Origin of the sequence: Natrialba asiatica DSM 12278 (genome assembly GCF_000337555.1) — an archaeon.
Taxonomy (GTDB): Archaea; Halobacteriota; Halobacteria; order Halobacteriales; family Natrialbaceae; genus Natrialba; species Natrialba asiatica.
This window is the reverse complement of sequence record NZ_AOIO01000030.1, coordinates 251874-273551: the sequence shown is the minus strand read 5'-3', so window position 1 is coordinate 273551 and position 21678 is coordinate 251874. Positions and strand designations below refer to the sequence as shown.

At 64.4% G+C, this 21678-nt stretch carries 21 protein-coding genes; 10 read left to right on the top strand and 11 right to left on the bottom strand.

Annotation, left to right across the window (positions count from 1 at the left end):
• The first annotated feature begins 37 nt into the window (after positions 1 to 37).
• Complete coding sequence (locus C481_RS12790) at positions 38 to 415, top strand: winged helix-turn-helix domain-containing protein (protein WP_006109642.1); 378 nt, start codon at positions 38 to 40, stop codon at positions 413 to 415.
• A 221-nt stretch (positions 416 to 636) separates the two neighbouring features.
• Here the strand turns inward: C481_RS12790 and C481_RS12785 are convergent, their stop codons facing one another.
• Positions 637 to 3141, bottom strand: a complete 2505-nt coding sequence (locus C481_RS12785; RefSeq protein WP_006109641.1) for a bacterio-opsin activator domain-containing protein — start codon at positions 3139 to 3141, stop codon at positions 637 to 639.
• 177 nt (positions 3142 to 3318) lie between these two features.
• Positions 3319 to 3570 carry an MTH865 family protein gene (locus C481_RS12780; protein WP_006109640.1) on the bottom strand — a complete coding sequence of 84 codons (252 nt, stop codon included), beginning with the start codon at positions 3568 to 3570 and terminating at the stop codon, positions 3319 to 3321.
• Between the two features lie 204 nt (positions 3571 to 3774).
• Here C481_RS12780 and C481_RS12775 point away from each other — a divergent pair, with 204 nt between their 5' ends.
• Complete coding sequence (locus tag C481_RS12775; protein WP_006109639.1) at positions 3775 to 4173, top strand: CopG family transcriptional regulator; 399 nt, start codon at positions 3775 to 3777, stop codon at positions 4171 to 4173.
• Here C481_RS12775 and C481_RS12770 read toward each other — a convergent pair whose 3' ends face one another.
• The 4 genes from C481_RS12770 to C481_RS12755 all read right to left on the bottom strand — a co-directional run bounded on the left by C481_RS12770 (position 4174) and on the right by C481_RS12755 (position 9191).
• Complete coding sequence (locus C481_RS12770) at positions 4174 to 5760, bottom strand: cobyric acid synthase (RefSeq protein ID WP_006109638.1); 1587 nt, start codon at positions 5758 to 5760, stop codon at positions 4174 to 4176.
• A 283-nt stretch (positions 5761 to 6043) separates the two neighbouring features.
• Positions 6044 to 7588: a hypothetical protein gene (locus C481_RS12765; protein WP_006109637.1), complete on the bottom strand. Its 1545-nt coding sequence runs from the start codon at positions 7586 to 7588 to the stop codon at positions 6044 to 6046.
• Positions 7585 to 8343: an ABC transporter ATP-binding protein gene (locus C481_RS12760; RefSeq protein ID WP_049904633.1), complete on the bottom strand. Its 759-nt coding sequence runs from the start codon at positions 8341 to 8343 to the stop codon at positions 7585 to 7587. Before C481_RS12760 ends, C481_RS12765 begins: the two co-directional genes overlap by 4 nt.
• 95 nt (positions 8344 to 8438) lie before the next feature.
• The gene (locus C481_RS12755) at positions 8439 to 9191 is read right to left on the bottom strand and encodes a cob(I)yrinic acid a,c-diamide adenosyltransferase (protein ID WP_006109635.1); all 753 of its coding nucleotides are present in this window, start codon (positions 9189 to 9191) and stop codon (positions 8439 to 8441) included.
• Between the two features lie 70 nt (positions 9192 to 9261).
• Here C481_RS12755 and C481_RS12750 point away from each other — a divergent pair, with 70 nt between their 5' ends.
• Positions 9262 to 9621 carry a winged helix-turn-helix domain-containing protein gene (locus tag C481_RS12750; RefSeq protein ID WP_006109634.1) on the top strand — a complete coding sequence of 120 codons (360 nt, stop codon included), beginning with the start codon at positions 9262 to 9264 and terminating at the stop codon, positions 9619 to 9621.
• Positions 9622 to 9679: 58 nt separating this feature from the next.
• On the opposite strand, the gene C481_RS12745 is transcribed toward C481_RS12750, so the two are convergent.
• The gene (locus C481_RS12745) at positions 9680 to 10438 is read right to left on the bottom strand and encodes an SDR family NAD(P)-dependent oxidoreductase (protein WP_006109633.1); all 759 of its coding nucleotides are present in this window, start codon (positions 10436 to 10438) and stop codon (positions 9680 to 9682) included.
• Positions 10439 to 10604: 166 nt separating this feature from the next.
• Here C481_RS12745 and C481_RS12740 point away from each other — a divergent pair, with 166 nt between their 5' ends.
• The gene (locus C481_RS12740; protein WP_006109632.1) at positions 10605 to 10994 is read left to right on the top strand and encodes an STAS/SEC14 domain-containing protein; all 390 of its coding nucleotides are present in this window, start codon (positions 10605 to 10607) and stop codon (positions 10992 to 10994) included.
• 26 nt (positions 10995 to 11020) lie between these two features.
• Here the strand turns inward: C481_RS12740 and C481_RS12735 are convergent, their stop codons facing one another.
• The 3 genes from C481_RS12735 to msrA form a co-directional block, all read right to left on the bottom strand.
• The gene (locus C481_RS12735; RefSeq protein WP_006109631.1) at positions 11021 to 12241 is read right to left on the bottom strand and encodes an FAD-dependent oxidoreductase; all 1221 of its coding nucleotides are present in this window, start codon (positions 12239 to 12241) and stop codon (positions 11021 to 11023) included.
• Positions 12242 to 12323: 82 nt separating this feature from the next.
• The gene (locus C481_RS12730) at positions 12324 to 12761 is read right to left on the bottom strand and encodes a CBS domain-containing protein (protein ID WP_006109630.1); all 438 of its coding nucleotides are present in this window, start codon (positions 12759 to 12761) and stop codon (positions 12324 to 12326) included.
• Between the two features lie 100 nt (positions 12762 to 12861).
• On the bottom strand, positions 12862 to 13395 hold the full coding sequence (gene msrA / locus C481_RS12725) for a peptide-methionine (S)-S-oxide reductase MsrA (protein ID WP_006109629.1): 534 nt from the start codon (positions 13393 to 13395) through the stop codon (positions 12862 to 12864).
• A gap of 172 nt (positions 13396 to 13567) precedes the next feature.
• On the opposite strand from msrA, the gene C481_RS12720 reads away from it, so the two are divergent.
• Entirely contained in the window at positions 13568 to 14572 is a 1005-nt protein-coding gene (locus C481_RS12720) for an NAD(P)H-dependent flavin oxidoreductase (protein WP_049904651.1), read from the top strand.
• 41 nt (positions 14573 to 14613) lie between these two features.
• Here C481_RS12720 and C481_RS12715 read toward each other — a convergent pair whose 3' ends face one another.
• Positions 14614 to 15288 carry a 2,5-diamino-6-(ribosylamino)-4(3H)-pyrimidinone 5'-phosphate reductase gene (locus C481_RS12715; RefSeq protein ID WP_049904632.1) on the bottom strand — a complete coding sequence of 225 codons (675 nt, stop codon included), beginning with the start codon at positions 15286 to 15288 and terminating at the stop codon, positions 14614 to 14616.
• A 486-nt stretch (positions 15289 to 15774) separates the two neighbouring features.
• Between C481_RS12715 and C481_RS12710 the strand changes: the two genes are divergently transcribed.
• From C481_RS12710 to C481_RS12690, 5 genes are all read left to right on the top strand, one after another.
• Positions 15775 to 16719, top strand: a complete 945-nt coding sequence (locus C481_RS12710; protein ID WP_006109626.1) for a hypothetical protein — start codon at positions 15775 to 15777, stop codon at positions 16717 to 16719.
• Positions 16720 to 16847: 128 nt separating this feature from the next.
• Positions 16848 to 18167: a Single-stranded DNA binding protein gene (locus tag C481_RS12705; protein WP_006109625.1), complete on the top strand. Its 1320-nt coding sequence runs from the start codon at positions 16848 to 16850 to the stop codon at positions 18165 to 18167.
• Positions 18164 to 20062 (top strand): hypothetical protein, encoded by a 1899-nt coding sequence (locus tag C481_RS12700; protein WP_006109624.1) that lies wholly within the window; start codon positions 18164 to 18166, stop codon positions 20060 to 20062. Before C481_RS12705 ends, C481_RS12700 begins: the two co-directional genes overlap by 4 nt.
• A gap of 11 nt (positions 20063 to 20073) precedes the next feature.
• A complete protein-coding gene (locus C481_RS12695; protein WP_006109623.1) occupies positions 20074 to 20973 on the top strand; it encodes a metallophosphoesterase in 900 nt (299 codons plus the stop codon).
• 83 nt (positions 20974 to 21056) lie between these two features.
• Complete coding sequence (locus C481_RS12690) at positions 21057 to 21359, top strand: hypothetical protein (RefSeq protein ID WP_006109622.1); 303 nt, start codon at positions 21057 to 21059, stop codon at positions 21357 to 21359.
• The last annotated feature ends 319 nt before the right edge of the window (positions 21360 to 21678 follow it).

Here is a 21678-nt window from a genome sequence, read left to right as displayed (position 1 = left end):
CAGTGGAAATAAAGGTTCGGTACGAGAGTGACAGAGAGTGAAGCTACGCCAGCCAACTGATTTCCTGATCCTCGAAGCGCTCGAGGATAAGGGGCGAAACGTCGCGACGAATCTCGCCGCCCACACGGGAAAGAGTCGAAAAAACATCAACACCCGTCTTCCCGTCCTCGAAGACTACGGCCTAGTCGAGAAAATCGGCCCAGCGGAACGATCCGGCCTCTACGAGATTTCCTCGACAGGAAAAGCAGCACTCGTCTACCAGGATCAGTACGACGAGGCCGACGACTTCGAAGACCTCATCGAGGGCCCCAGCGCGGGCGATCTCGATCAGGACGCTGACAGCCAGGCTGCCTTCGTCCGTGGGGAAAACGGTGACGTAGACGACGAAAACGTCAACGCAGACGCCGACGAGTAATCCCTTTTCTACCGCTCAGCCGCGATCGATCGGATCATCCGCGGCAGTAGACCGCATTTTATTTGCGCCATCTCACCAGCGGTCATCGTAGCGAGTCGTCCCCCTTCCCGGTGGACGACCCCCGATCCTTCGAGACCGCGGTGAACTCGGGCGGGTACAGGCGTATCGCGGAGACGAGTTCACCGGACAGACGGCTATTCGCGGCTCCAATTTGGAGCCGGTTACTCCGTCGGGCTATTCCCCTCTTCGAAGAATTCGGAAAGGACCGCCTTGAGCCCCTTTCGGAGGTGTTGGTGCATCGTCGGCGGGGTCACACCCATCGTCTCGGCGATCTCCTCGCCGGTGCTCGAGCGCGGCCATTCGAAGAAGCCGCTGAAGTAGGCGAGCCGTAGCGTCGTCAACTGCCGGTCTGTAAGCTCCTCGTGGATCCGATTGCGGCGTTCGACTGCCGTGTGAACCGGCCGGTCAACTTCGCGACGCGCCATGAGTTCTGTATTCTCGTAGACGACCGCCAACGCCTCGGCAACCTCTCGAACATCGCCGTGCTGGGGGACTTCAACGATACAGGTTCCGACCCCGTCTGCGACCGTCACGTCGCGAATCGTTCCCCCGTGATTCGCAATCGTCCGAACGCCGGACTCGACCAATCGCATCTCGATCGTACAGTGATCCCGGCCGTCGTGGATAAGCCGACACGACTCGATCGACTCGTGTTCCGATGCCGCCTCCATTACCGTCTCTCCATCGAGTCCGTCGACGGTCACGTACTGGATCGGTCGGCCATCCGAGGTCGTCCCTGACCATTCGAGGGAACACGTACAGTCGTACTCCGTCGTCAGATCGAACGAAAACGACTCCCCACCGTCGATTCTGAACTCGAGTTCGGTGACGGTATCGGCAAACAGCAACTGGCGGCTTTTGACTGCCATGATCGAAAAGCCCATGGTTTCCCCGAGGAGTTTGAACGCTTCCTGTTCGGTGTCCGAGAACGCATCAGCGCGACTCGCGAGGACGGTCAACACGCCGTAGATCGTTTGCTCGTGGACGATCGGAACGGTGATCGCCGCCCGAACGGTGTCTTCGCTGGCGGCGGCCTGTATCGGCTCGGGTAAGGGCTCTCGTTCGAGGATGTGGTTTGCCGTCAGTATTTCCCCCGTGGTTCCGGTTCGTTCGACCGGTCTCTGGATGTCCGTTGGTGGGACGGGGCCGGTGGTCCCGTTGTCGGTGTCGGTGTCAGTGTCGGTACCGCTGTCTCCATCGTGTTCACTCTCACGATCACCGCCGCCGTTCCCGTCGGTATCATCGTCAGCCTCCTCACCCGCCGCGGTCGCGGTTGCCGTGTCAGCCTCGGACTCTCCACTTGCCCCCGCCTCCGTCCGCTCTTGTGAGTACCCACCGTGCGAGTCGTCGACGTTCCGAACGGCCTCGAGATACGTCGTTGCTTCGCCCGCACCGGTTCGATAGGTGAACTCGCCGTTCGTGGTACGTTCGGCGATCCAGCACGCACAGTAGAGATCCGAATCGACGAGTTCGGCACAGACCTCTCGTTCGATCGCATCCCGGGTGGGGGCGTCGACGAGCGTTTCGATCACTTGCCGAATAACGGCGTTGATCCGGTTGAGCGTCTCGAGATTGGCTTGCTTGGCCCGCAGTCTGCGTTCGCGCTGTGCGCGCTCGGTGATATCGCGGGCGAGCCAGATGACGGCGCGCTGGCCGTCGATGCGTTCGTCGATCGGGACGACACGCGCTTCGTAACGGCGGCGGCCTTCGGTGGTCTCGACGCTGTACTCGACGGATTGGATCTCGCCGGTTCGGAGTGCGCGATCGAGACAGTCCTGCAGTTGTGTCGCGGTCTCCTCCGGGAACGCATCGGTGAGGCGCTTGCCGACGAGTTCAGCTGCGGAGATGGTGTAGAGTTCGGCTGAACTCGGTCGGATTTTTGACTCCAGATACGTTCCGTCGGCACTGATGACGAACGCCTCGTCGGGTAGTTCGTTGGCGATGATCCGGTGATAGGTATCGTCGTGGGCGGCGTTCGGTGTGGCCGTCGATTCGGCGTCGCGTTCCACGCGCTCTTCGGAGTCGGGTTCGGCGCTGGTATCGACGGTTGGTTCGGTGTCTGCGCTCGTCTGCTCCTGTCGCTGGTCCTGTCGTTGTTCTCGATCCTGTTCCCGTTTTTCCTCCGTTTGCTCACCCTCTCTGTCTTGCTCACCCTCTCCGTCTTGCTCTCCCTCTCCGTCTTGCTCTCCCTCGGAGTCACTCCCACGGCTGCTAGTCGCCGCTGTCTCTTCTCGAACCACGTTGAGCACGCGGTTGACGGCGTTATCGCTCGCCGGAACGTACTCGCTCACATCGGCCCGGAGTGCCGCTGCAGCGAGCGTTTCGCTGCCGTTCTGTGGCGTGACGATGATCGGCTGTTCGCCGTCGTCGTCCTGTGTCCTGTCCCGGTTGGACTCTCTCGTCCGCGCTTCCGTTCTCACGTTCTCAACCTGATCAATAGCCGTTTGCAACGACGCAGGCCGATCGACATCGATAACGATCCCATCCGGATCGGACGCGAACGCGGCCCCAGATCGATTCGTCGACCGGAGTTCAGCCAGTGACCGAACGAGAGTCTCCACTGGCGGATCACGGTCCGTCGCCTCGAGTTCCGTGCAGAGTCGGTGTTCGCTCGCAGGTGCGGTCGTTACACAGACGAGTGAGACGGTTTCCTGTGAATGCTCCATGTGTCCGGGGTGTCGGCTATTCGTCACCACGCCAGTGCTCCGAGCTGGTATACTTTCTACCCAACACCGCGACCTGCAATAAAACATAGGGGTCGCCGTGATTCGACGGTCGGCCAACGGGCGGCCGTGCGAGTGAACGACGGCTGTGCTGCTGTCACACCCCCGTCACCGAACCGGTTATAGCTCGTCTGCTGCTTTCAGTTCGCCGATGACATCGTCGACGAACGATTCCGGATCGTCGTACGGGAAGTCGCCGCCGGATATTTTCGTGTTTAGTTCCATCGCGGTCATCGAAAAATCCCCGGATTCGAACTTCGTCCCCGGACCGTTCGGCAGCGCCGGGACGAGGTCCATTGGACTCGAAATCGGGTAGTCAGCGCCTTCGAACGCGTCGATCATCTGCTCACGGATTTCGTCTTCGTCTGCCATTGCGTGACTCCGTTACGTCCGATAAATAATAAATTTGTAGGTAGTTGCGCGTTCGCTGTGAGAGCGCAATTCTCCCCTTCGCTGGGGTTTCTTCCGCTCTCATAGCACTGATAGTGTTTGTCTAGCGTATTCATCGCCTGGAAGATAGTCACCGACGCCGACAGCTCCGAAACAGTAATTATGCCCCGGACTGCATATCGACCCATGGCGAAAGATACCGTCAGGTACCCCGACGAGGTCGTCGAGGAGATCGACACCCTCGTCGACGACGGTATGTTCGAGAGCAAATCCGAGTTCTATCGCTTCTCTGCGGAGTACGTACTCACGCTCATCGACCCCGATCACGACGTCGAGACGTTCAACTTCGACGAGATCAAATCAGAACTCGATATCACTGAAGAAGATCACGCGAAGGCACTGGGAACGGACGGTGGAACGTTCTTCCTCGACGCCGTGATTACAGTCCGCAAACAGGGGTTGCGGGGCAACTACGAGGCTGCAGAGCGGTTTATCGACACCCACTACGAAGCGACCGATCAGGAGTGCATCATTTTAGAGGAGTTGCTTGGAACGTACCGAGAGGGGGCGCCAAACCAACCGTAATCAGGGTCGAACTGACTCGAGAAACGCCGCGTCGACATGCCGTCGAAGTAATTCTGCGGCCCGATCTGCGGGTGCCGTTGCTGTCTCTCCGGGCGAGTTCACGCTCTCCGTATCCCACTCGACGCCTGCAGACCGCGCCACGGCTTCGAGAAACGCCGTGCGGACCACCGTATTGTCGAAGACGCCGTGGAGGTAGGTTCCGAGTACCTGTCCGCGTGCTGCACTCGCGTCACCGAGCGGTCGCTGGACCGGTTCGAGCGCCCGCGTTCGACCGGCGTGAATTTCGTACCCTGACGCGGTCCCATCTACGCCGGCGAGCAGCGGGGTCGTCGACCCGTCGACGGGGACCGTCGTCTGCTCGAGTCGCTTGTCCTCGTCGAACCGCGTTTCGACGGGGAGCAATCCGAGCCCGTCGAGTGCATCGTCGGTCCCGGTTCCTTCGAGCGAGGCGTTGGCGAGTCGCTCGCCGAGGAGTTGGTAGCCGCCACAGATGCCGACGATGGGCCCGTCGAAGGCGTGCAGTGCGTCGCCGAACTCGGCGGCGCGGAGCGCGCGGAGGTCGTCGACCGTGTTTTTGGTCCCCGGAAGAACGACGGCGTCGGCCGCAACTGCGTCCAGGGGATTCTCGCTCGCTCCATCGTCGATCGGCACGTAGACGACCGACACGCCGGGTTCCGCGGCGAGCGCCTCGAGATCGGTCGCGTTGGAGATGCGGGGGAGACGTGGGACGGCAATTCGAAGCCGCTGCTCTCCCGGAACGCCGTCGTCGTCGCCGCGCACTCCTCGTTCTTCGATGCCGGGGAGGCCGACGCTGTCCTCTTCGGGCAGGCCGGGGTCGTCGTAGGGCAATACACCCAGGATCGGGACGCCGGTCCGCGATTCGATCTCCTCGATACCGGGTTCGAGCAACGACGGGTCGCCTCTGAACTTGGTGATGAGCGCGCCGACGACGCGCTCGCGGACGTCGTCGGGCAGGAGTTCGATCGTGCCGTAGAGGCTGGCGAACGCGCCGCCGCGCTCGATGTCGACGAGCAGGAGGATATCGGCGTCGGCGAACCGGGCAGTTTCGACGTTCGCGAGGTCCCGATCGTGGAGGTTGATCTCGGCGATGCTGCCCGCGCCCTCGGCGACGATCACGTCGTGGTCGGCCGCCAGCCGTCGATAGGATTTCTCGGCGGCAACGCGGGCGTCCTCCCAGTGGGTCTCGTAGTAGCTGCCGGCGGGAACGTGCTCGCGGGCCCGGCCCTGCACGACCAGTTGACTCTCGCCGTCGCCGCGCGGTTTCAGGAGGACTGGATTGCAATCCGTCGTCGGGGTGAGCCGCGCCGCGCGGGCCTGCGTGAACTGCGAGACGCCGATTTCGCCCCACCGGTCGTCGACCTCGTTCGGGTTCGCTTCAGCAGCCGACGGGTTGTCGCTGTCTCGTGCCTCCGCGCGGACGACGACGCGGGCGTTATTGCTCATATTCTGTGCTTTGAACGGTGCGACCGAGACGCCCCGATCTGCAAGCAGGCGGCAGAGTCCCGCGACGACGGTCGATTTGCCGACGTGGCTCGCAGTCCCGGCCACCAGAAGCGTCCGCGTCATTCACACGTCCCTGCTGCGTCGCGGCGTATCGTCCTATCGGTTCCGACTCCCCACCGCCGTTCTCGAACCGCCGCAACCGGATCGAGTTCACTGACGGCACGGACTGGTCCGCCGCAGGCCGGACAACTACGTACATCGCCGGTGGAGCGTCCCCCGTCCGATGCCACCGACACTCGACAGCGAGTACGTGAGCGACTGGCGTCCTTGCCGGAGATTCGTCCGTCGGCGTCGATGCCGACGATAGCGATAACGACGGCGACGCGAGCGCGAGTTCAGCGGGGCGTTACTCGTCCCGGTACCGCTCGGCCCACTTCGGTCCCGCCCGGCCAGAGAGCACGACGCCGAGCGCGCCGAAGCCGATTCCGGCGACGGCCAGACCGACCGCGAGCGTCGGCGTCGGCGGGACCACGACGAATCCCGCGACCAGCGTCGGGACGATAGCGACTGCGACGCCGACAGTGAACGTGCCGAAGCGGACCGAGTCGAAGAGGAACTCGTTCGGATCGAAACCGGCGATGTAGACCGTCAGCCCGTAGTAGTACAGGCCGTAGCCGGCGAGCAGTATCGCGCCGACGGCGGCGTCGACGAGCGCCGCCTCGAACCGGACGACGGCGGCGAGGTACGGCACGGCGACCGCCGGCGTTCCCACGAGGACGAACGCCGCCCGCTTGGCGCGGAAGACGTCGTCGATGGCGACCGGGTACGTGAGATAGAACTCGAGCGAGTCGAACTGCGTGAGCCAGTTGTAGGTCGTAAACGCGGCGAGACCCAGCACGCCACCGAAGAAGATGCCGGGCGCGGGTTCGATGCCCGTGATTTCGCGGACGACGCCGACGAGTGCGGCGACCAGCGCCAGCAGGATGCCCGCGGAGACGAACGGCTTCCAGACGCCGCCGGCGGAGCGCGAGAGGTCGAGCAGCGTTTTGACGACGAGGGGATCGTCCGCGAACGGCAGCCGGTCGCCGGCAGCCCGTAACTGGGAAAACCGATCGCTCGCCGTCCGCGTCGGCCGGCCGTAGGTCGGGTCGTACAGCGCGAGCGACCCGGCGGCGACGAGAGCCGTTCCGCCCGCCAGTCCGACCGCCGCGGGGATCGATCCCGACAGCGGGACGGCCAGCGTGCGGACGGATTCGATCGCGGCAGATCCGTCCAGCGCCCAGGTGCCGGCGGCAGCGCTGACGAGAGCCAACGCAATTGTCCAGGTCGGCACGCCCCGAGTTCGGACGGCGATCAGGGCGACGGTCGCCGTCATGCCGGCGGCGAAGACGAGCGAGAGCGAGAACCAGAGCGCGACGAGTTCGGTCGGCGTCGTCGCCGAGCGGCCGCCGATCGGGAGTGCGGCGGTGGCCATCGGGAGGATGAAGACGACGGCGTAGAACAGCGCGTCTTTCACGAGGAACATCCCGAGGAGCCGCCGGCGGGAGAGGGGAAGCGTGGATGCCGACGAGAGGACGAGCGAGAGCCGGCCGAAGACGTTTTCGAGCATGTTCGAGCCGGCGAAGCCGGCGGTGCCGCTGTAGAGGCCGAACCCGAGCGCGAGGGCGTGGAGGCCGAGGACGATGGTCGAGGGGGGCGTGCCGGTTTCGAGGAGCGCGACGGTCGCGGCGGCGGCGAGGAGGACGATCAGGAGGGGAAAGGAGGCAAAGCGCCAGCCGCCGAACAGTTGCGTGTGGAGCCGCCACTCCTCGCGCAGGAGGGTGGTAAACAGGAGGCGATTCGTACCGCTACCGATGCCACCACTGTCGCTACCGATACCGCCGCCGATATCGGTAACACGCTCCAGTTGGCCGGGTTGTTGCTCGTCTTGCCCGGTCTGTTCTCCGCTCATGCTTCGATTTCGGTCCGTTCGAGCGCCGGCATGTCGCGAGCGTCCGCGTCGTCGACGTGCTCGAGGAAGGTCTCGAGCAGTGTGTCACCGGTTTCGTTGGCGAGCGACCGCTCGGTGACGATCCGGCCGTCCGCGACGATGCCGACCCGCGTGCAGATGTCGGCCGCAACGTCGATGTTGTGCGTCGAAACGAAGACGGCGTTATCGTCGGCCGCGTACGCGGTCAGGAACTGCTTGACCTGCTCCTGGACGAGCGGGTCCAGGTTCGCAAGCGGCTCGTCGATCAACACCACGTCGGGTTCGTGGATGAACGCCTGCGCGATCATCACCTTCTGTTGCTGGCCCCGCGAGAGGTCCGTGTGCAGCGTCTCGAGTTTGCTCGCAAAGCCGAGTCGTTCCGCCCAGCGCTCGATACCCGCCGCGACAGTGGTCTCGTCTAAATCGCGCACGTCGCCGACGAACTCGAGGTACTCTCGCGGCGTGAGAAAACTCGGCGGCGAGGCCTGTTCCGGCAGGATGCCGACCCGCCGTCTCGTCTCGAGCGGGGTCGTCGTTGGGTCCGTTCCCAGCACGCTGATCGTTCCCCCATCGGGGACGATTTGGCCGGTCAGCGACCGAATCGTCGTCGTCTTGCCGGCACCGTTCGGTCCGAGAAAGCCGAACAACTCTCCGCGTTCGACGTCGAAAGACATTCCGTCGACCGCCCGGACGGCTCCGTACGACTGGCGCAACTCATCGACTCGAAGGATACCCATCAGTTGAACGGGCATTCACAGTGGCTGGTAATAACTGTGCTGGCACCCGCCCGCCACCGCGGGCGGTGAGAACGGCGGAGCGGTCAAAATCAGGATCAGAATTCCGTTCCGCGACGCGCCCGCTGGCCGGTTTCGATCGGATGTTTCTCCTTTCGGACGTTCGTGATCAGATCCGCGCGCTCCTCGAGATACGTCGGCTCGTCGTGCCCGCCGGAGAGTACGAGTTCGAGATCGGCCGGCTTCGCATCGAGCAGGTCGCGCACGTCGTCCGCGGAGAACAGGTCGCGCTCGACGGCGTAGAGCACTTCGTCGAGGACGAGCATGTGGACGCCGTCCTCGGGATCGCCGTCGAGGTCGAGCGGCGCGCCGAGATCGGCCTCGCTCGCCGCGGTGAGGACCTCGCGGGCGCGTTCGAGGCCCGCCTGCGCTTCGGCCTCGTGCTGTGCTTCGTCGCTGCCGTCTGCCATGCCGTGCCAGCCGTAGTGGCCGAGGTTCTCGTAACTCATTCCCGGTAGTGCATCGATCGCGTTGTACTCGCCGCGGACGGCCTCGACGCTCGATGCCCCGCCTTTCATGAACTGCAGGACGTGTACGCGGTAGCCGTGACCCGCGGCCCGCATCCCCATCCCGAGCGTCGCCGTCGTCTTTCCCTTGCCGTCACCCCACCAGACCTGCACGAGGCCGAACTCCGCCGGCGCTGCCGGCTCGATCCGCTCGGCCTCCGGCGTTCGGCCCTGTCCTGGCGTGTTCTCGACGACGGTCTCAGACGATGCAACCGATTCCGGGGAATCTGTCGTCTCCGACGTCCGATCCTCGCTCATATCCCAGCCGTCGACCCGATCGTACATGTAGCTATTCCTGTCGCACCGCCCGGATCCGACACAACCGTCTTGAGTCCTCGATCCGTACGCAGTTTCGATGTCTCTCGACTGCCCGAACGGTGAAACGCCGCCGCTCGCGGCGATCATCGATGCCCTCGACGATCCCGGCTGTCGAGCCATTATAGCCCTTCTCGAAACCCCACAGACCGCCCGCGAAATCGCCGACGAAACCGACCTTCCGCTGTCGACCGCCTACCGCAAACTCGACCGCCTCCGCGACGCGGCACTCATCGCCGAGACGACCGAACGCCACCGCGGTCGCCACGACAGCACCCGCTACGTCGCCACCTTCGACCGGATCGATATCGAACTCGACGACGACCACGAGTTCAGCGTCGATCTCGGCCGGGCAGCGACGCAGTCGCTCGAGTTACGGGAACGGCTGCGCCAGCAGTGAGGATCGAGAACGACCGACTTGCAGCGACGAAACGTAGCGACGAACCGGTGCGGCCGGCTTATTGTGCGAGGTAGCCGCCTTCGACGGGGAGCGTGACGCCGGTCACGCGCGAGGAGAGGTCGGAGCCGAGGAAGAGCACGGCGTTTGCGATCTCTTCCGGGTCCGCGAGGCCGGGCATCGGCTCGGTTTCCTCGAACTGGGCTTCCATCTCCGGGTGCTCGTCGATCGTCCGTTCGATCATCTCCGTGCGGACGATTCCCGGTGCGATCGCGTTCGCCCGGATTCCCTCTTCGGCGTACTCGATCGCCGCGTACTTCGTGAGTTGACTGACGGCCGCCTTGGCCGCGCCGTAGCCGCTGTACTGGGGCACGGCGACCTCGCCGCCGATAGAGGAGGCGCTGATGATCGAGCCGCCGTCGTCGGCCAGCATCGCCTCGATGCCGTACTTCATTCCGTACCAGACGCCTTTCAGGTTCACGTCGATGACCTGCTCGAAGGCGTCGTTGTCGTACTCGTCGAGTCGCGACACGGGCCCCTCGATCGCCGCGTTGTTAAAGAGCACGTCGATCCCGCCGAACTCGCTGACGGCGGTTTCGATCATCCCCTCGGCGTCCGCAGAATCGGAAACGTCCGCGTGAACGAACGTCGCCTCGCCGCCGTCGTCGGTGATCGCGTCAACGGTCGCCTCCCCGCCGTCAGTATCTACGTCGGCGACGACGACGGATGCACCTTGATCGGCGAACGTCTTTGCGGTCGTGCGCCCGATTCCGGAACCCGCTCCGGTGATAACTGCCACCTGATCTTCGACTAGTCTCATTAGTCATTCTATCGGCCCGCCGAGGGATATCTATTTTGGGCACCTGTCATTCAGTCAAATCTCGGGAGAGAATGCTTCACACGTAAATGTGTATGATCGATAGTTCTGTTTTCTATTGGAGAGGTGGCGAAAATCTTTATAAATCATATATGTCTCCACTACTGTAATGGCGCACTACGAATCGGATTCGCTGACCGTCGAATGGGATCGAACGCTCGATGCGGTCGTCATGAACTGGCAGGACTTCGCGAAGGGCGATACCTACCGCGAGGGCCTCGACGAAGGACTCGGCCTCGTGATCCAGAAGAACGCCCGGAACTGGCTCGCCGACCTCCGAGAAATGGGAACGGTCACCCCGGAGGACCGCGAGTGGACCCAAGATGAGTGGCATCCACGCGCGTTCGATTCGCCTTTGCGGAACATGGCGATTGTCCAACCCGAGAGCGTCGTCGCCAACATGTCCGTCGACGACATGGTCACGGAAGTCGGGGAGAACACGACCTCGCGGATCTTCGACAACCGAGACGACGCCGAGGCGTGGCTTCGAGACCGGTAACTGCCTCCTGCAGACGGTACGGCAGCCTATCGCCCGACGAGATCCGTATCCGTCGGCCCCTGCCCGTCGAACTCCCGAACGAACGCGTCGAGTTCAGCCGGCTTCGACGCGCCCGGTAACTCGCGTTCTGCGGTCGAACTCGTCTCGTCGACGCCGAGTCGCTCGCAGACCAGATCGGCAACGGATTCGGCCATCCGCCGGTACGTCGTCAACTTGCCGCCGACGATACTGACGAAATTCTCGACGCCATCGTCCGCGTGCTCGAGCCGGAAGAACCCGCGCGAAATCCCGCGGCCCCCGCGGGCCGCCTCGTCGGGCTCGTACAGCGGGCGAACCCCCCACCAGGTCCGGAGCTGCGGCGCGTCGGCGACCGCCGGCAGCATGGTCGCACACTCCCGGATCGTCTGTTCGATCTCCCGGTCCTCGCGCGTGAACTCGTCGGGATCCGATACCGGGACGCTCGTCGTTCCGAGAACGACCTCGTCCTCGTGGGGAACGACGATATCCCCGTCCGTGGGTTCTCGACAGCGGTTGAGTACCGGACCGAGCCCGCCGTGTTCGACCGCAACCATCACGCCCCGCGTCGGTCGCATTTCGACCGCGACGCCCGCCAGTTCGGCGACTGCCCCCGCATGAGCGCCGGCCGCGTTCACCACGATCGTCGGCTCGATCCTCTCGCTGAACTCGCCGCCGAGAGAGACGCCGGTGATTCGACCGTCCTCGACGGTCATCGAGTTCACCGGCGCGTGGGTCAGGATGTCGCCGCCGTGGTCGCGCGCATCGGCGGCGTTCGCCGCGACGAGCCGGGAGGGAAGGACGACAGCGTCGGGGACCCACATCGCCCGTTCGACGTCGGCCGAGAGATCCGGAACGGCGTCCCGTGCGGATTCACCGTCGATGATATCGACGGGGATATCGAGGTCCTCGCAGGCCTTGCGCTTCGCGTCGAAGTAGGTCGGGTCATCGTCGGGCAGTTGGACGAAGAGCCCGCGCGTCTCCCGAATACACTCGCCGGCGATATCTCGCAGGATGCGATTTTCTTCGATGCATTCGCGCGCGCCCGTCGCGTCGGATTCGGCGTAGCGAGCGCCGCTGTGGAGCAGGCCGTGCGAGCGCCCGGATGCGCCCGCCGAGAGGCCGCCCCGTTCGGCGAGCGTTACGTCGACGCCGCGGAGCGCGAGGTCGCGGGCGATTCCGGTACCGGTTGCGCCGCCGCCGATGACGAGAACCGAAGTCGAGCGGGTCATACTCGAGCCAGGTGCTCCAGCGGGACGTATGTTTCACTGCCGGGGGATCCCGCTGGAAACGACGGTTGCGGATCGAGCGGCGTTACGGACTGTACTCCGGCGACTGCTGTTCGATCGTCTCGGCGACGTTGTCGAGCTGTTCGCCGATCGTCGCGACGAGATCGTCGAGCGTGACGATTCCGGTCAGTTCGCCGGCGTCGTCGACGACCGGGAACCGACGAGCCCCGTGTTCGTCGATCGCCCTCGAGATTTCGATCGACTCCGCGTCCTCGCGGATCGTCGCCGGATCGGCCGTCATCGCCTCGTCGACCGTCGCGGACGCGACATCCTCGCCGTCGTGGTCGTATATCGCGAGCGCCGCGTCGCGGTCGGTGACGATTCCAACGGGTTCGGTGCCGCTATCGTCGGTAACGACGATCGCGCCGACGTTTTCCTCCGCGAGCAGCCGCGCTATTTCGCCGAGTTCAGTGTCTCGATTCGCCGTGATAACGTCGTCCGGACCGAGGCTTCCAACAGGCATTGTTCGCCGAATTTCACCACGGACCCGGTATTCAAATCGAAGCCTTCGAATGAGCGCACCGCGGTCGACTGCGAGCCGCCGGTTCGACTCCGTCGAAAAATCAGTGTTCCGCGGTCGCGTCGGGGCCGAACTTCTCGCGGACTTTCTCGACTTTCGGTGCCGCGTGCATCGAGCAGTAGGCGTCGTTGGGGTTCTTCTCGAAGTAATTCTGGTGGTACTCCTCGGCCTCGTAGAAGGTCTCGAGCGGGTCGATTTCGGTGACGATCCCCTCGTAGAGCCCTTCGCTCTCGAGTTCAGCCGCGAAGGCCGCGGCCGTCTCGAGTTGCTCGTCGTCGTGGGCGTAGATCGCCGAGCGGTACTGCGAGCCTACGTCTGGACCTTCGCGGTCTTTCGTCGTCGGGTCGTGGATCGTAAAGAAGACCTCGAGCAGGTCCTCGTAGGCGACGTCGGCCGGATCGTATTCGACCTGGACGACCTCCGCGTGGCCGGTGCGTCCGGAACAGACCTCCTCGTAGGTCGGGTTCTCGGTGTGGCCGCCCGCGTAGCCGGAGGTGACCGAGTCGACGCCGTCGAGCGCTTCGAGTGCCGCTTCGACGCACCAGAAACAGCCGCCGCCGAACGTAGCTCGTTCCATACCCGCTCGTAGGTGCTGCGGGAGGATAGATGTGACGGGAGCGGACGCGGACGGCGATGACCGGACGGCGACGGCCGGACAAATGCGATCGGCCGGCGATCGACCGACAACCGGACGAACGCAGGGAGCACCAGATTCAAGCGGCGGCCGGACGAACCGTTTCCCTTCGGCTATGTCGCGCCTTGAAACCTCGCTCACCGAAATGCTCGACCTCGACGCGCCGCTCGTGCAAGCGCCCATCGGCAGTGCAACCTGTCCCGAACTCGCTGCTGCCGTCGCCGATGCCGGCGCCCTCGGTATGCTAGCCATCACCTGGCGGGACGAAGCTCAGACCCGCGAGGTCGCCGCCGAAACCGCCCGCCGAACGGACGGCGTCTTCGGCGTGAATATCGTCGTCGATCCGGACGCGAAGACGGTTCCAACCGAGACGCACATCCAGTGCTGTCTCGAGGAAGGAGTCGACGTCTTCTCCTTCTCGTTCGGCGACGCCGCACCCTACGTCGGGCGGATTCACGACCACGGCGGGACGGTACTGCAGTCCGTCGGAAGCGCCGACGAAGCGATGGCCGCCGTCGACGCAGGCGTCGACAGTATCGTCGCACAGGGTTGGGAGGCCGGCGGTCACGTCCAGAGCAACGTTGCGACGCTCCCGCTGGTTCCCCGCGTGGTCGACGCCGTGCCGGACACGCCGGTTATCGCCGCCGGCGGCATCGCGGACGGGCGCGGAATCGGTGCCGTGCTCACGCTCGGCGCGGCCGGTGCGTGGCTCGGTACGCGGTTCCTGGCGACCCCAGAAGCCCGCGTTCACCGGCTCTATCGGCAGCGAGTGCTCGACGCGAGCGAAACCGAGACCGTCTACGCCACCCTCTACGACGAGGGATGGCCGAACGCCCCACACCGAGTGCTCGAAAACGAAACCGTCGCAAACTGGCGAGCCGCAGGGGAACCCGAAACCGACCGTCCGGGCTCGAACGATACCGTCGCGGAAACCGGAGACGGAACGCCAGTCCGCCGATACGAAGATTCGCTTGCTACTCCAGAGCTACGCGGCGAGGTTGAGCAACTGCCGCTGTATGCGGGCCAGAGTGCAGGCATCACGCGCGACGTTCTTCCCGCAGCTGAACTCGTGCGTGAACTCGCCGACGAAACGATCGCGGCGCTCGACCGAACTCAGTGAGCGCCACGCCGGCGATCTTGAGCCGCGGGTGCCGGACGACCTTACGTTCCGGCTCCGTCCGCGACGCGCCACGTCAACAGCACCCCGTCGTCGAGTCGCTCGACGTTCGCGAGTTCGAGTGCGGGAAAGTCCGCAACGAAGCCGTCGCCGTCGGCTAGCGTCGGCGCGTCCCGACCGCCGATGATCGTCGGACCGACGAAGACGGAGAGTTCGTCGACGAGTCCGGCGTCGAACAGCGAGAAGATGAGTTCGCCCCCGCCTTCGACCATGAGCTGCTCGAGGCCCTGGTTCTGGAGCGCGGCGAAGGCGCGCAGGAGGTCGACCCGTTCGTCGCCCGCGGTCACGAGTTCGGCGCGGTCGGCGAGATCCAGCCGCTGTTCGACGGGTGCGGATTCGGTCAGGCAGACGTACGTCGTCGCGGCATCGTCGAGGACGGCGGCGTCGAGCGGCGTTCGACCGGTGGAGTCGACGACGACGCGGGCGGGGTTCGCCGGTTCGCCTGCGTCGCGGCGCTGCTCGCGCAGGGCGTCGTCCTTGACGGTGAGGTGGGGGTCGTCCGCGAGCACGGTGCCGACGCCGACGACGACGGCGTCGCTGTCGGCCCGGAGTCGGTCGACGCGGTCGAAATCCGCCTCGCCGCTGATGGCGACCTGTTCGCGCCGGCGCGAGGAGAGTTTGCCGTCCGCACTCGTGGCGGCGTTGACGACGACGTGCATACGCCCCCCTCTGGCGGGAGTCCCCAAGAAGCTACGGTGTCCGTCGCCGTCGGCGGCAGCCACGGCGGGCGATCCGTCCGCCACGAGTGGCGAGCCGATGGTGGCGCAGTGAACTCGTGAGTTGTAATCCGTAATCTGTAATCCGTGATTCGTGATCCGTAATCCGTGATTCGTGATCCGTAATCCGTGATCCGTAATCCGTGATTCGTGTTCCGTGATCATTGCGGGCGAATTACGCTCCGTCCCTGTTCACCCGTGTGTCGTCTTCCGTACCGGATAGACCACGCATCTACGGACTCGAACGCTCTCGATCCAATACTCGCAAACGTTCTACCCCTGAGTCGACGGCCACGCTCCCAATTCCTCCCGTGTTTATTGTTTTCGGAAATCTCATTCGGTAATCTTTTAACCGCTGTGAATGAACAGTCATTCATGGCCCTACAGGAAAAGCTGACTACGGCAAAGGGGGCGCTGACGACTCCCTTTATGCGACGCCAACTCCTGCTGTCCTCCGTTCTCGGTCCGATCCAGAAGCGGATTCGGGGAAACGACGGCGAGTACGTGATGGATGCGGACTGGGACAACCTGATTATTCTCGACGGCTGTCGATACGATCTGTTCACGCAGATCTATGCCAAGAACTCGTTAGACGGCGAACTCTCCCGGTTTCAGTCTCGCGGCAGTTCGTCGCCGGAGTTCCTCTCTGAGAACTTCGAGGGACGGACTCACAACGACACCGTTTACGTCACCGCGAACCCCCACGAAAAACGGATCCTTGACGATACGTTCTACGATACGGACCGCCCCTGGATCGACGACTGGGACGACGAGGCAGGGACTGTTCTCCCGGCGGTTCTTTCCGAACGCGCCCGGTCCGCTCACGACACCTACCCGAACAAGCGGCTGATCGCTCACTTCATGCAGCCCCACGTCCCGTTTATCGGCGAAACGCAACTCGATGTCGACAGCGAAATCACGAGCGGACTTCGGGATATGATGCTCGAAGATTCGATGGACGATGCGCCCGGATTCGTCTGGGAGGAGTTGCAAAACGGCGATATCGAGGAAGGCGTCTTCTGGGAGGCCTATCGCGACAACCTGATTCGGGTACTCGAGGAGGCCGTTCCCCTCGCCAAGGATCTCCCGGGGAAGACGGTGATCACGGCCGATCACGGAAACGCGCTCGGTGAGTGGGCGACGCCGTTCCCGGTCCCGGTTTACTTTCACCCGACGAACATCCGGATGCCGGAACTAAACACCGTCCCGTGGTTCGTTCCGCCGTATACGGAGCGAAAACAGATTGTGCGATCGGGCGACGCCCCCGCGGAGGCGATCGAGACGCCGACCGCAGCCGACGAGTCGGCCGAATCCGACGAATCCGACGAGAGCGCCGTCGAGGAGCGTCTCTCGGCGCTCGGCTACGCGGACTAACACCGCCACTCCACATCCGGTCACGTTCGCGGTCCGCCGGAGAACCCGGCCCGCCGAAATCCGTTCGAACGCTTTACTTTCACCCCGTTGCGGGAACGCTTTTGAAGCCCCCACACGAAAGGCAAGTGATGGAACTCGACGATCATGCCGAGGATCTCGCCTCCGACCTCGGCGTTGACAAAGAGGAGGTCAAATCCGACCTGCAGAATCTCGTGGAGTACAGCGTTCCGGTCGACGAAGCCAAACAGAGCCTCCGCCGAAAGTACGGCGACGGCGCGAGCGGTGGAAGCAGTACCCCCTCGAGCAGGGAAATCGGCGAAATCACGCCCGAAGACGGTAACGTCACCGTCACGTGCACCGTCCTCACCGCCGGCAAGCGATCGATCCGCTACCAGGGATCGGACCACGTCATTGTCGAAGGTGAACTCGCCGATGAGACCGGTACCATCGACTACACCGCCTGGGAGGACTTCGGACTCTCACCGGGTGACACGATCACCGCCGGCAACGCCGGCGTCCGCGAGTGGGACGGCGAACCCGAACTCAACATCGGGGAAAGCACCTCGCTTTCGTTCGTCGACGAGTCGCTGCAGATCACGCAGGAAATCGGCGGCGACGCGACACTCGCCGACCTGCAAACCGGCGACCGCGCGAGAGCCGTCGAGGTTACCGTTCTCGAGTGCGAACGTCGGACGATCGACGGCCGCGACGGCGAGACGGAAATCCTGAGCGGCGTCTTCGGCGACGAGAGCGGCCGCCTCCCGTTCACGAACTGGGACCCCGCACCCGAAATCGAGGACGGCGGCCCGGTCCGCATCGAAAACGCCTACGTCCAGGAGTTCCGCGGCGTCCCCGAGATCAACGTCTCCGAGTTCTCGACGGTCACCGAACTCGACCGCGAGATCGAGGTCGGCGCGGACACGACGACGATGGCGATCCGCGAGGCCGTCGAAACCGGCGGCATCTACGACGTTGAACTCGTCGGTAACGTGATCGCGGTGCGGGACGGTTCCGGGCTCATCCAGCGCTGTCCGGAGTGCTACCGCGTCATTCAGAAAGGGCAGTGCCGGACCCACGGCGACGTCGACGGGATCGACGACCTTCGCGTGAAGGCGATCCTCGACGACGGCACCGGCACCGTCACGGTCGTACTGGACGACGAACTGACCGCGGATGTCTACGGCGGCACGCTCGATGACGCCCTCGAGCAAGCGCGCGAGGCGATGGACCAGTCGGTCGTCGCCGACACGATCCGCGAGCGCATCGTCGGCCACGAGTTCAGCGTGCGCGGACACCTCTCGGTTGATGAGTACGGGGCGAACCTCGACGCGGAACGGTTCGGGGAGAGCGACGACGATCCGCAGGTGCGTGCACGCGCCTTCCTCGAGGAGGTTGAGAGGGTAACGGAGATCGATGGTGGCGCGGACGCCGAGGAGGTGGACGCATGAGCGCGAACGGCTCCGACGACGAGGATATTCCGGGCCGCGAGATCGCCTATCGGCTCTTCGCGGCGGAGTACGACGACGCCTCGCTGTCGTACGCGGAGAGCGACGAGGAGCGCGCGCCGAACTACGTCGTTTCACCGACCGGTGCCCGGGTCAACCGCGTCTTCGCCGTCGGGACGCTCACCGAGGTCACGGCGGTCAACGACGAGATGGTTCGCGCCCGCGTCGTCGATCCGACGGGTGCGTTCGTCGTCTACGCCGGGCAGTACCAGCCCGATGCGCTAGCCTTCCTAGAGCAGGTCGAACCGCCGGCGTTCGTCGCAGTGACCGGCAAAGCTCGGACGTTCGAACCCGACGACGGCGACCGCGTCTACACGTCGATTCGGCCGGAGAGCATCGCCGCGGTCGACGCCGAAACGCGCGATCGGTGGGTCGTCACCACGGCCGAACAGACCATCGAGCGCGTCGGCACCTACGCCGAGGCCGCGACGCTCGACTCGCTGCCGGACGCGAGCGACGACGGAGTGACCGATGCCCTGCGCGAGGCCGGCGTCGAGTTCGGTCTCGCGGCGGGCATCCCGCTCGCACGGGATCACTACGGCACGACGCCGTCGTACCTCGCTGCGCTTCGAGACTGTGCGATAGAGGCGGTCGAAGTCGTCGCGAACGACCGCGACGAGGTCGGCGAGTTCACCGTTCGACCGGACGAGACGGGCGGGGACGTGACCGTCGACTCGCTCGCGTCGCTTGCCGCCGGCGACGGCCTCGACATCGACGAGCGTGAACTCGCTGGTGGCGCTGGTGACGCTGGTGGAGCGACGGACTCCGAGTCGGGGCCGAAGGCTGACACAGCCACTGCGGCAACGGCAACAGCGGGCGACGGACCGGCGAGCACCGACGAGACGGCGGCCGCCACCGGCACGGCGACCGAGACGGAAACGACGAGCGTCGAGCTCGACGAGTCCGGTGACGAAGCCACAGCCGACGACGAACTCGAGTCCGACGAGAGCAAGACGGCTGCAGCGAGCGAAAAGCCGGATGCGACCGAGAGTTCGGCGGCTGAAGCCGGTACTACGGATACCGAGGAGACTACTGAGACTGGTACCGAAGGGACTGTGGATTCCGAGGATACCGCGGACGACACGGCCGAAGTCGACGATGCCGAGTCCGAATCGCTCGGCGACTTCGATGCCGGTTCCGATGCCGATGCCGATGTCAATGCTGATGCCGATACCGATTCCGGTTCCGGTCCTGATCCCGGTGACAGCGGCATGTACGAGATGGACGACGAAGAGCGCGAGCAGATCGAAGACGAGTTCGGGACCGAGTTCACGACGGGAACCGAAGTCGACGATCCGGGCGAAGCGGACATCGATGTGCCGGACGCTGCGGACGTCACCGACGCCGATGCGACGGCTGGCGACGATGAATCAAGCGAAGCGAAGACGGATGCGGAGACGAGTTCAAGCGCGAGCGACGACCTCGGCGCACCGCCGGCATCGAATCTCGAGACCGATTCTGCGGAGGACGACGCAGCGGAATCGTCGACGGCCGTGGAGGCCGACTCCGAAGCGGAATCGGAGCCAGAGACGGAGACTGAAGAGACGGATGAGCCGGAGCCGGAACCGGACGACAGTGCGAGTGACGCGGACGCGACCGATGCGGACGAGGCTGAGGCCGAAGCGACCGAGGAGCCGGAAACCGTCGACCTACAGGCGCACGTCGTGGACACGATGGAAGACTTAGACGACGGCGACGGGGCGGACCGTACGGAACTGATCGAAACCGTCGCCGCCGACACCGGCACGTCCGAGGCCGACATCGAAGACGCGATTCAGGACGCATTGATGGGCGGGCAGTGCTACGAATCGGGTGACGAAACGCTCAAAGCGATCTGATCGAGTTCGGCATGCGAGACTCCCGCCCGCCCGACACCCCTGGCACCCCCGAACCCGCCGACACCCGCGTCGAACCCGTCCTCGGCCAGCCGGCCGCACTCGCCGATCTCGGGACCGAGCGGGCGCTTCTCGTTGCGGACTACCACGCCGGCTACGAAGCCGGCTTGCGGTACGAACGCGGCGTCGACGTCCCCAGTCACGCCCCCGAGCGCCGCGAACGCCTCTCCTCGCTCATCGAGCGAACCGATCCCGACCGCCTCGTCGTCCTCGGCGATCTCATGCACTCGATCGGCGACCCCGGCGGTGCCGAGCGCGCTGAACTCGAGGTGCTCTTCGAATCCGAACCGCTGCGATCGCTCGACGTGACGATCGTGAAAGGCAATCACGACGGCGCGATCGAGACGTGGCTGGAGCCAGCCGATGGGACAGCCCCCCCGACGGGTCCACCAGCGGGGTCGGTAACCATCGTTTCCGGCGACGGTATCGCGCTCGGTTCCGAGAGCGCTAGCACCGGTACCGGCACCGGCACCGTCGGCGTCTGTCACGGGCACACCTGGCCTTCGCGCGCCGTTCTCGACTCAGCAGTCGTCTGTCTCGGCCACGAACACCCGTGTGTCCGCCTTGAAGACGAAGTCGGCGGGAGTCGGGTCGAACGCGTCTGGCTCCGCGGTCGGCTCGATCCGGACCCGTTTCGCGACCACTTCGGAGCGACGCTGCCGTGGCTTGCGGACGATTCACCGGCCGAGCCACCACAGATTATCGTCCTCCCGGCGTTCAATGAACTCGTCGGCGGAACGTGGGTGAACCTGCCGGAGCAGTCGTTTCTCTCGCCGTTTCTTCCGGACGGGCTCGCGGACGGGGAGGCGTATCTCCTCGATGGGACCCGGCTTGGCTCCTACGAGTCGGTGTGACCCGGTCTCCGTTGTGTCGTCTCGGTTGCGACGCATGCGCATGTAAGCCGTATCGCCATCCGATGCCCGGGAGAACGGCCACTATGCCGATTCAGACGTACCGACTCGAGGTTCGAGAGACGGATGCAAGCGGGATCGATGCGGACGTATACGATGCGGAAGATATGATCGTCGCCTCGACGCAGGTCGCATACGAGGACTACGGCCTCGAAGCGCCTGCATCGCGGGACGGATCGCCATCTGCGGTAGCCGAGTTCAGTACGGATGTCACGACGATCGATCTGCAGTTCGAACGGGACGACGCGGGGTTCGTCTTTCGCGTGTTCGGCGATCGGGAGGAGGTAGCGACCGTCCGGGCGGATGATGTGGAGTGGGAGGTGGATTGAGCAGCGTCTGGAGGCATCTTCTCGGTTTCTGTGAGTCGAACTGGACTGTGTCTCGGACCGGTTGGGAACGGAGTCAACCGGCAGGAGTAGTGCCCGGCAAAGCGAACTGTCGCACTGGCTGTTCTCGTCCTGTTTGCACGAGTGGATGACTGTGGTTGAGTAAACACGCGTGCGATCCCGTTCTCGATCGCTCAACTGCGGTTTTCACCAAGTTCAGCGAGTTCAGCGGATGAAGAGGGACGGAGAAGCCTCGTCTCGCTCGCTCGGATCGTCTGGATGTGGCACCATAACATATATCATGGTAACATGGGAAACAGTG

Coding starts and splice junctions, on each gene's coding strand:
- C481_RS12785 (WP_006109641.1), bottom strand. CDS start 3,141: ATGGAGCATTCACAGGAAACCGTCTCACTCGTCTGTGTAACGACCGCA.
- C481_RS12780 (WP_006109640.1), bottom strand. CDS start 3,570: ATGGCAGACGAAGACGAAATCCGTGAGCAGATGATCGACGCGTTCGAA.
- C481_RS12775 (WP_006109639.1), top strand. CDS start 3,775: ATGGCGAAAGATACCGTCAGGTACCCCGACGAGGTCGTCGAGGAGATC.
- C481_RS12770 (WP_006109638.1), bottom strand. CDS start 5,760: ATGACGCGGACGCTTCTGGTGGCCGGGACTGCGAGCCACGTCGGCAAA.
- C481_RS12765 (WP_006109637.1), bottom strand. CDS start 7,588: ATGAGCGGAGAACAGACCGGGCAAGACGAGCAACAACCCGGCCAACTG.
- C481_RS12760 (WP_049904633.1), bottom strand. CDS start 8,343: ATGGGTATCCTTCGAGTCGATGAGTTGCGCCAGTCGTACGGAGCCGTC.
- C481_RS12755 (WP_006109635.1), bottom strand. CDS start 9,191: ATGTACGATCGGGTCGACGGCTGGGATATGAGCGAGGATCGGACGTCG.
- C481_RS12750 (WP_006109634.1), top strand. CDS start 9,262: ATGTCTCTCGACTGCCCGAACGGTGAAACGCCGCCGCTCGCGGCGATC.
- C481_RS12745 (WP_006109633.1), bottom strand. CDS start 10,438: ATGAGACTAGTCGAAGATCAGGTGGCAGTTATCACCGGAGCGGGTTCC.
- C481_RS12740 (WP_006109632.1), top strand. CDS start 10,605: ATGGCGCACTACGAATCGGATTCGCTGACCGTCGAATGGGATCGAACG.
- C481_RS12735 (WP_006109631.1), bottom strand. CDS start 12,241: ATGACCCGCTCGACTTCGGTTCTCGTCATCGGCGGCGGCGCAACCGGT.
- C481_RS12730 (WP_006109630.1), bottom strand. CDS start 12,761: ATGCCTGTTGGAAGCCTCGGTCCGGACGACGTTATCACGGCGAATCGA.
- msrA (WP_006109629.1), bottom strand. CDS start 13,395: ATGGAACGAGCTACGTTCGGCGGCGGCTGTTTCTGGTGCGTCGAAGCG.
- C481_RS12720 (WP_049904651.1), top strand. CDS start 13,568: ATGTCGCGCCTTGAAACCTCGCTCACCGAAATGCTCGACCTCGACGCG.
- C481_RS12715 (WP_049904632.1), bottom strand. CDS start 15,288: ATGCACGTCGTCGTCAACGCCGCCACGAGTGCGGACGGCAAACTCTCC.
- C481_RS12710 (WP_006109626.1), top strand. CDS start 15,775: ATGCGACGCCAACTCCTGCTGTCCTCCGTTCTCGGTCCGATCCAGAAG.
- C481_RS12705 (WP_006109625.1), top strand. CDS start 16,848: ATGGAACTCGACGATCATGCCGAGGATCTCGCCTCCGACCTCGGCGTT.
- C481_RS12700 (WP_006109624.1), top strand. CDS start 18,164: ATGAGCGCGAACGGCTCCGACGACGAGGATATTCCGGGCCGCGAGATC.
- C481_RS12695 (WP_006109623.1), top strand. CDS start 20,074: ATGCGAGACTCCCGCCCGCCCGACACCCCTGGCACCCCCGAACCCGCC.
- C481_RS12690 (WP_006109622.1), top strand. CDS start 21,057: ATGCCGATTCAGACGTACCGACTCGAGGTTCGAGAGACGGATGCAAGC.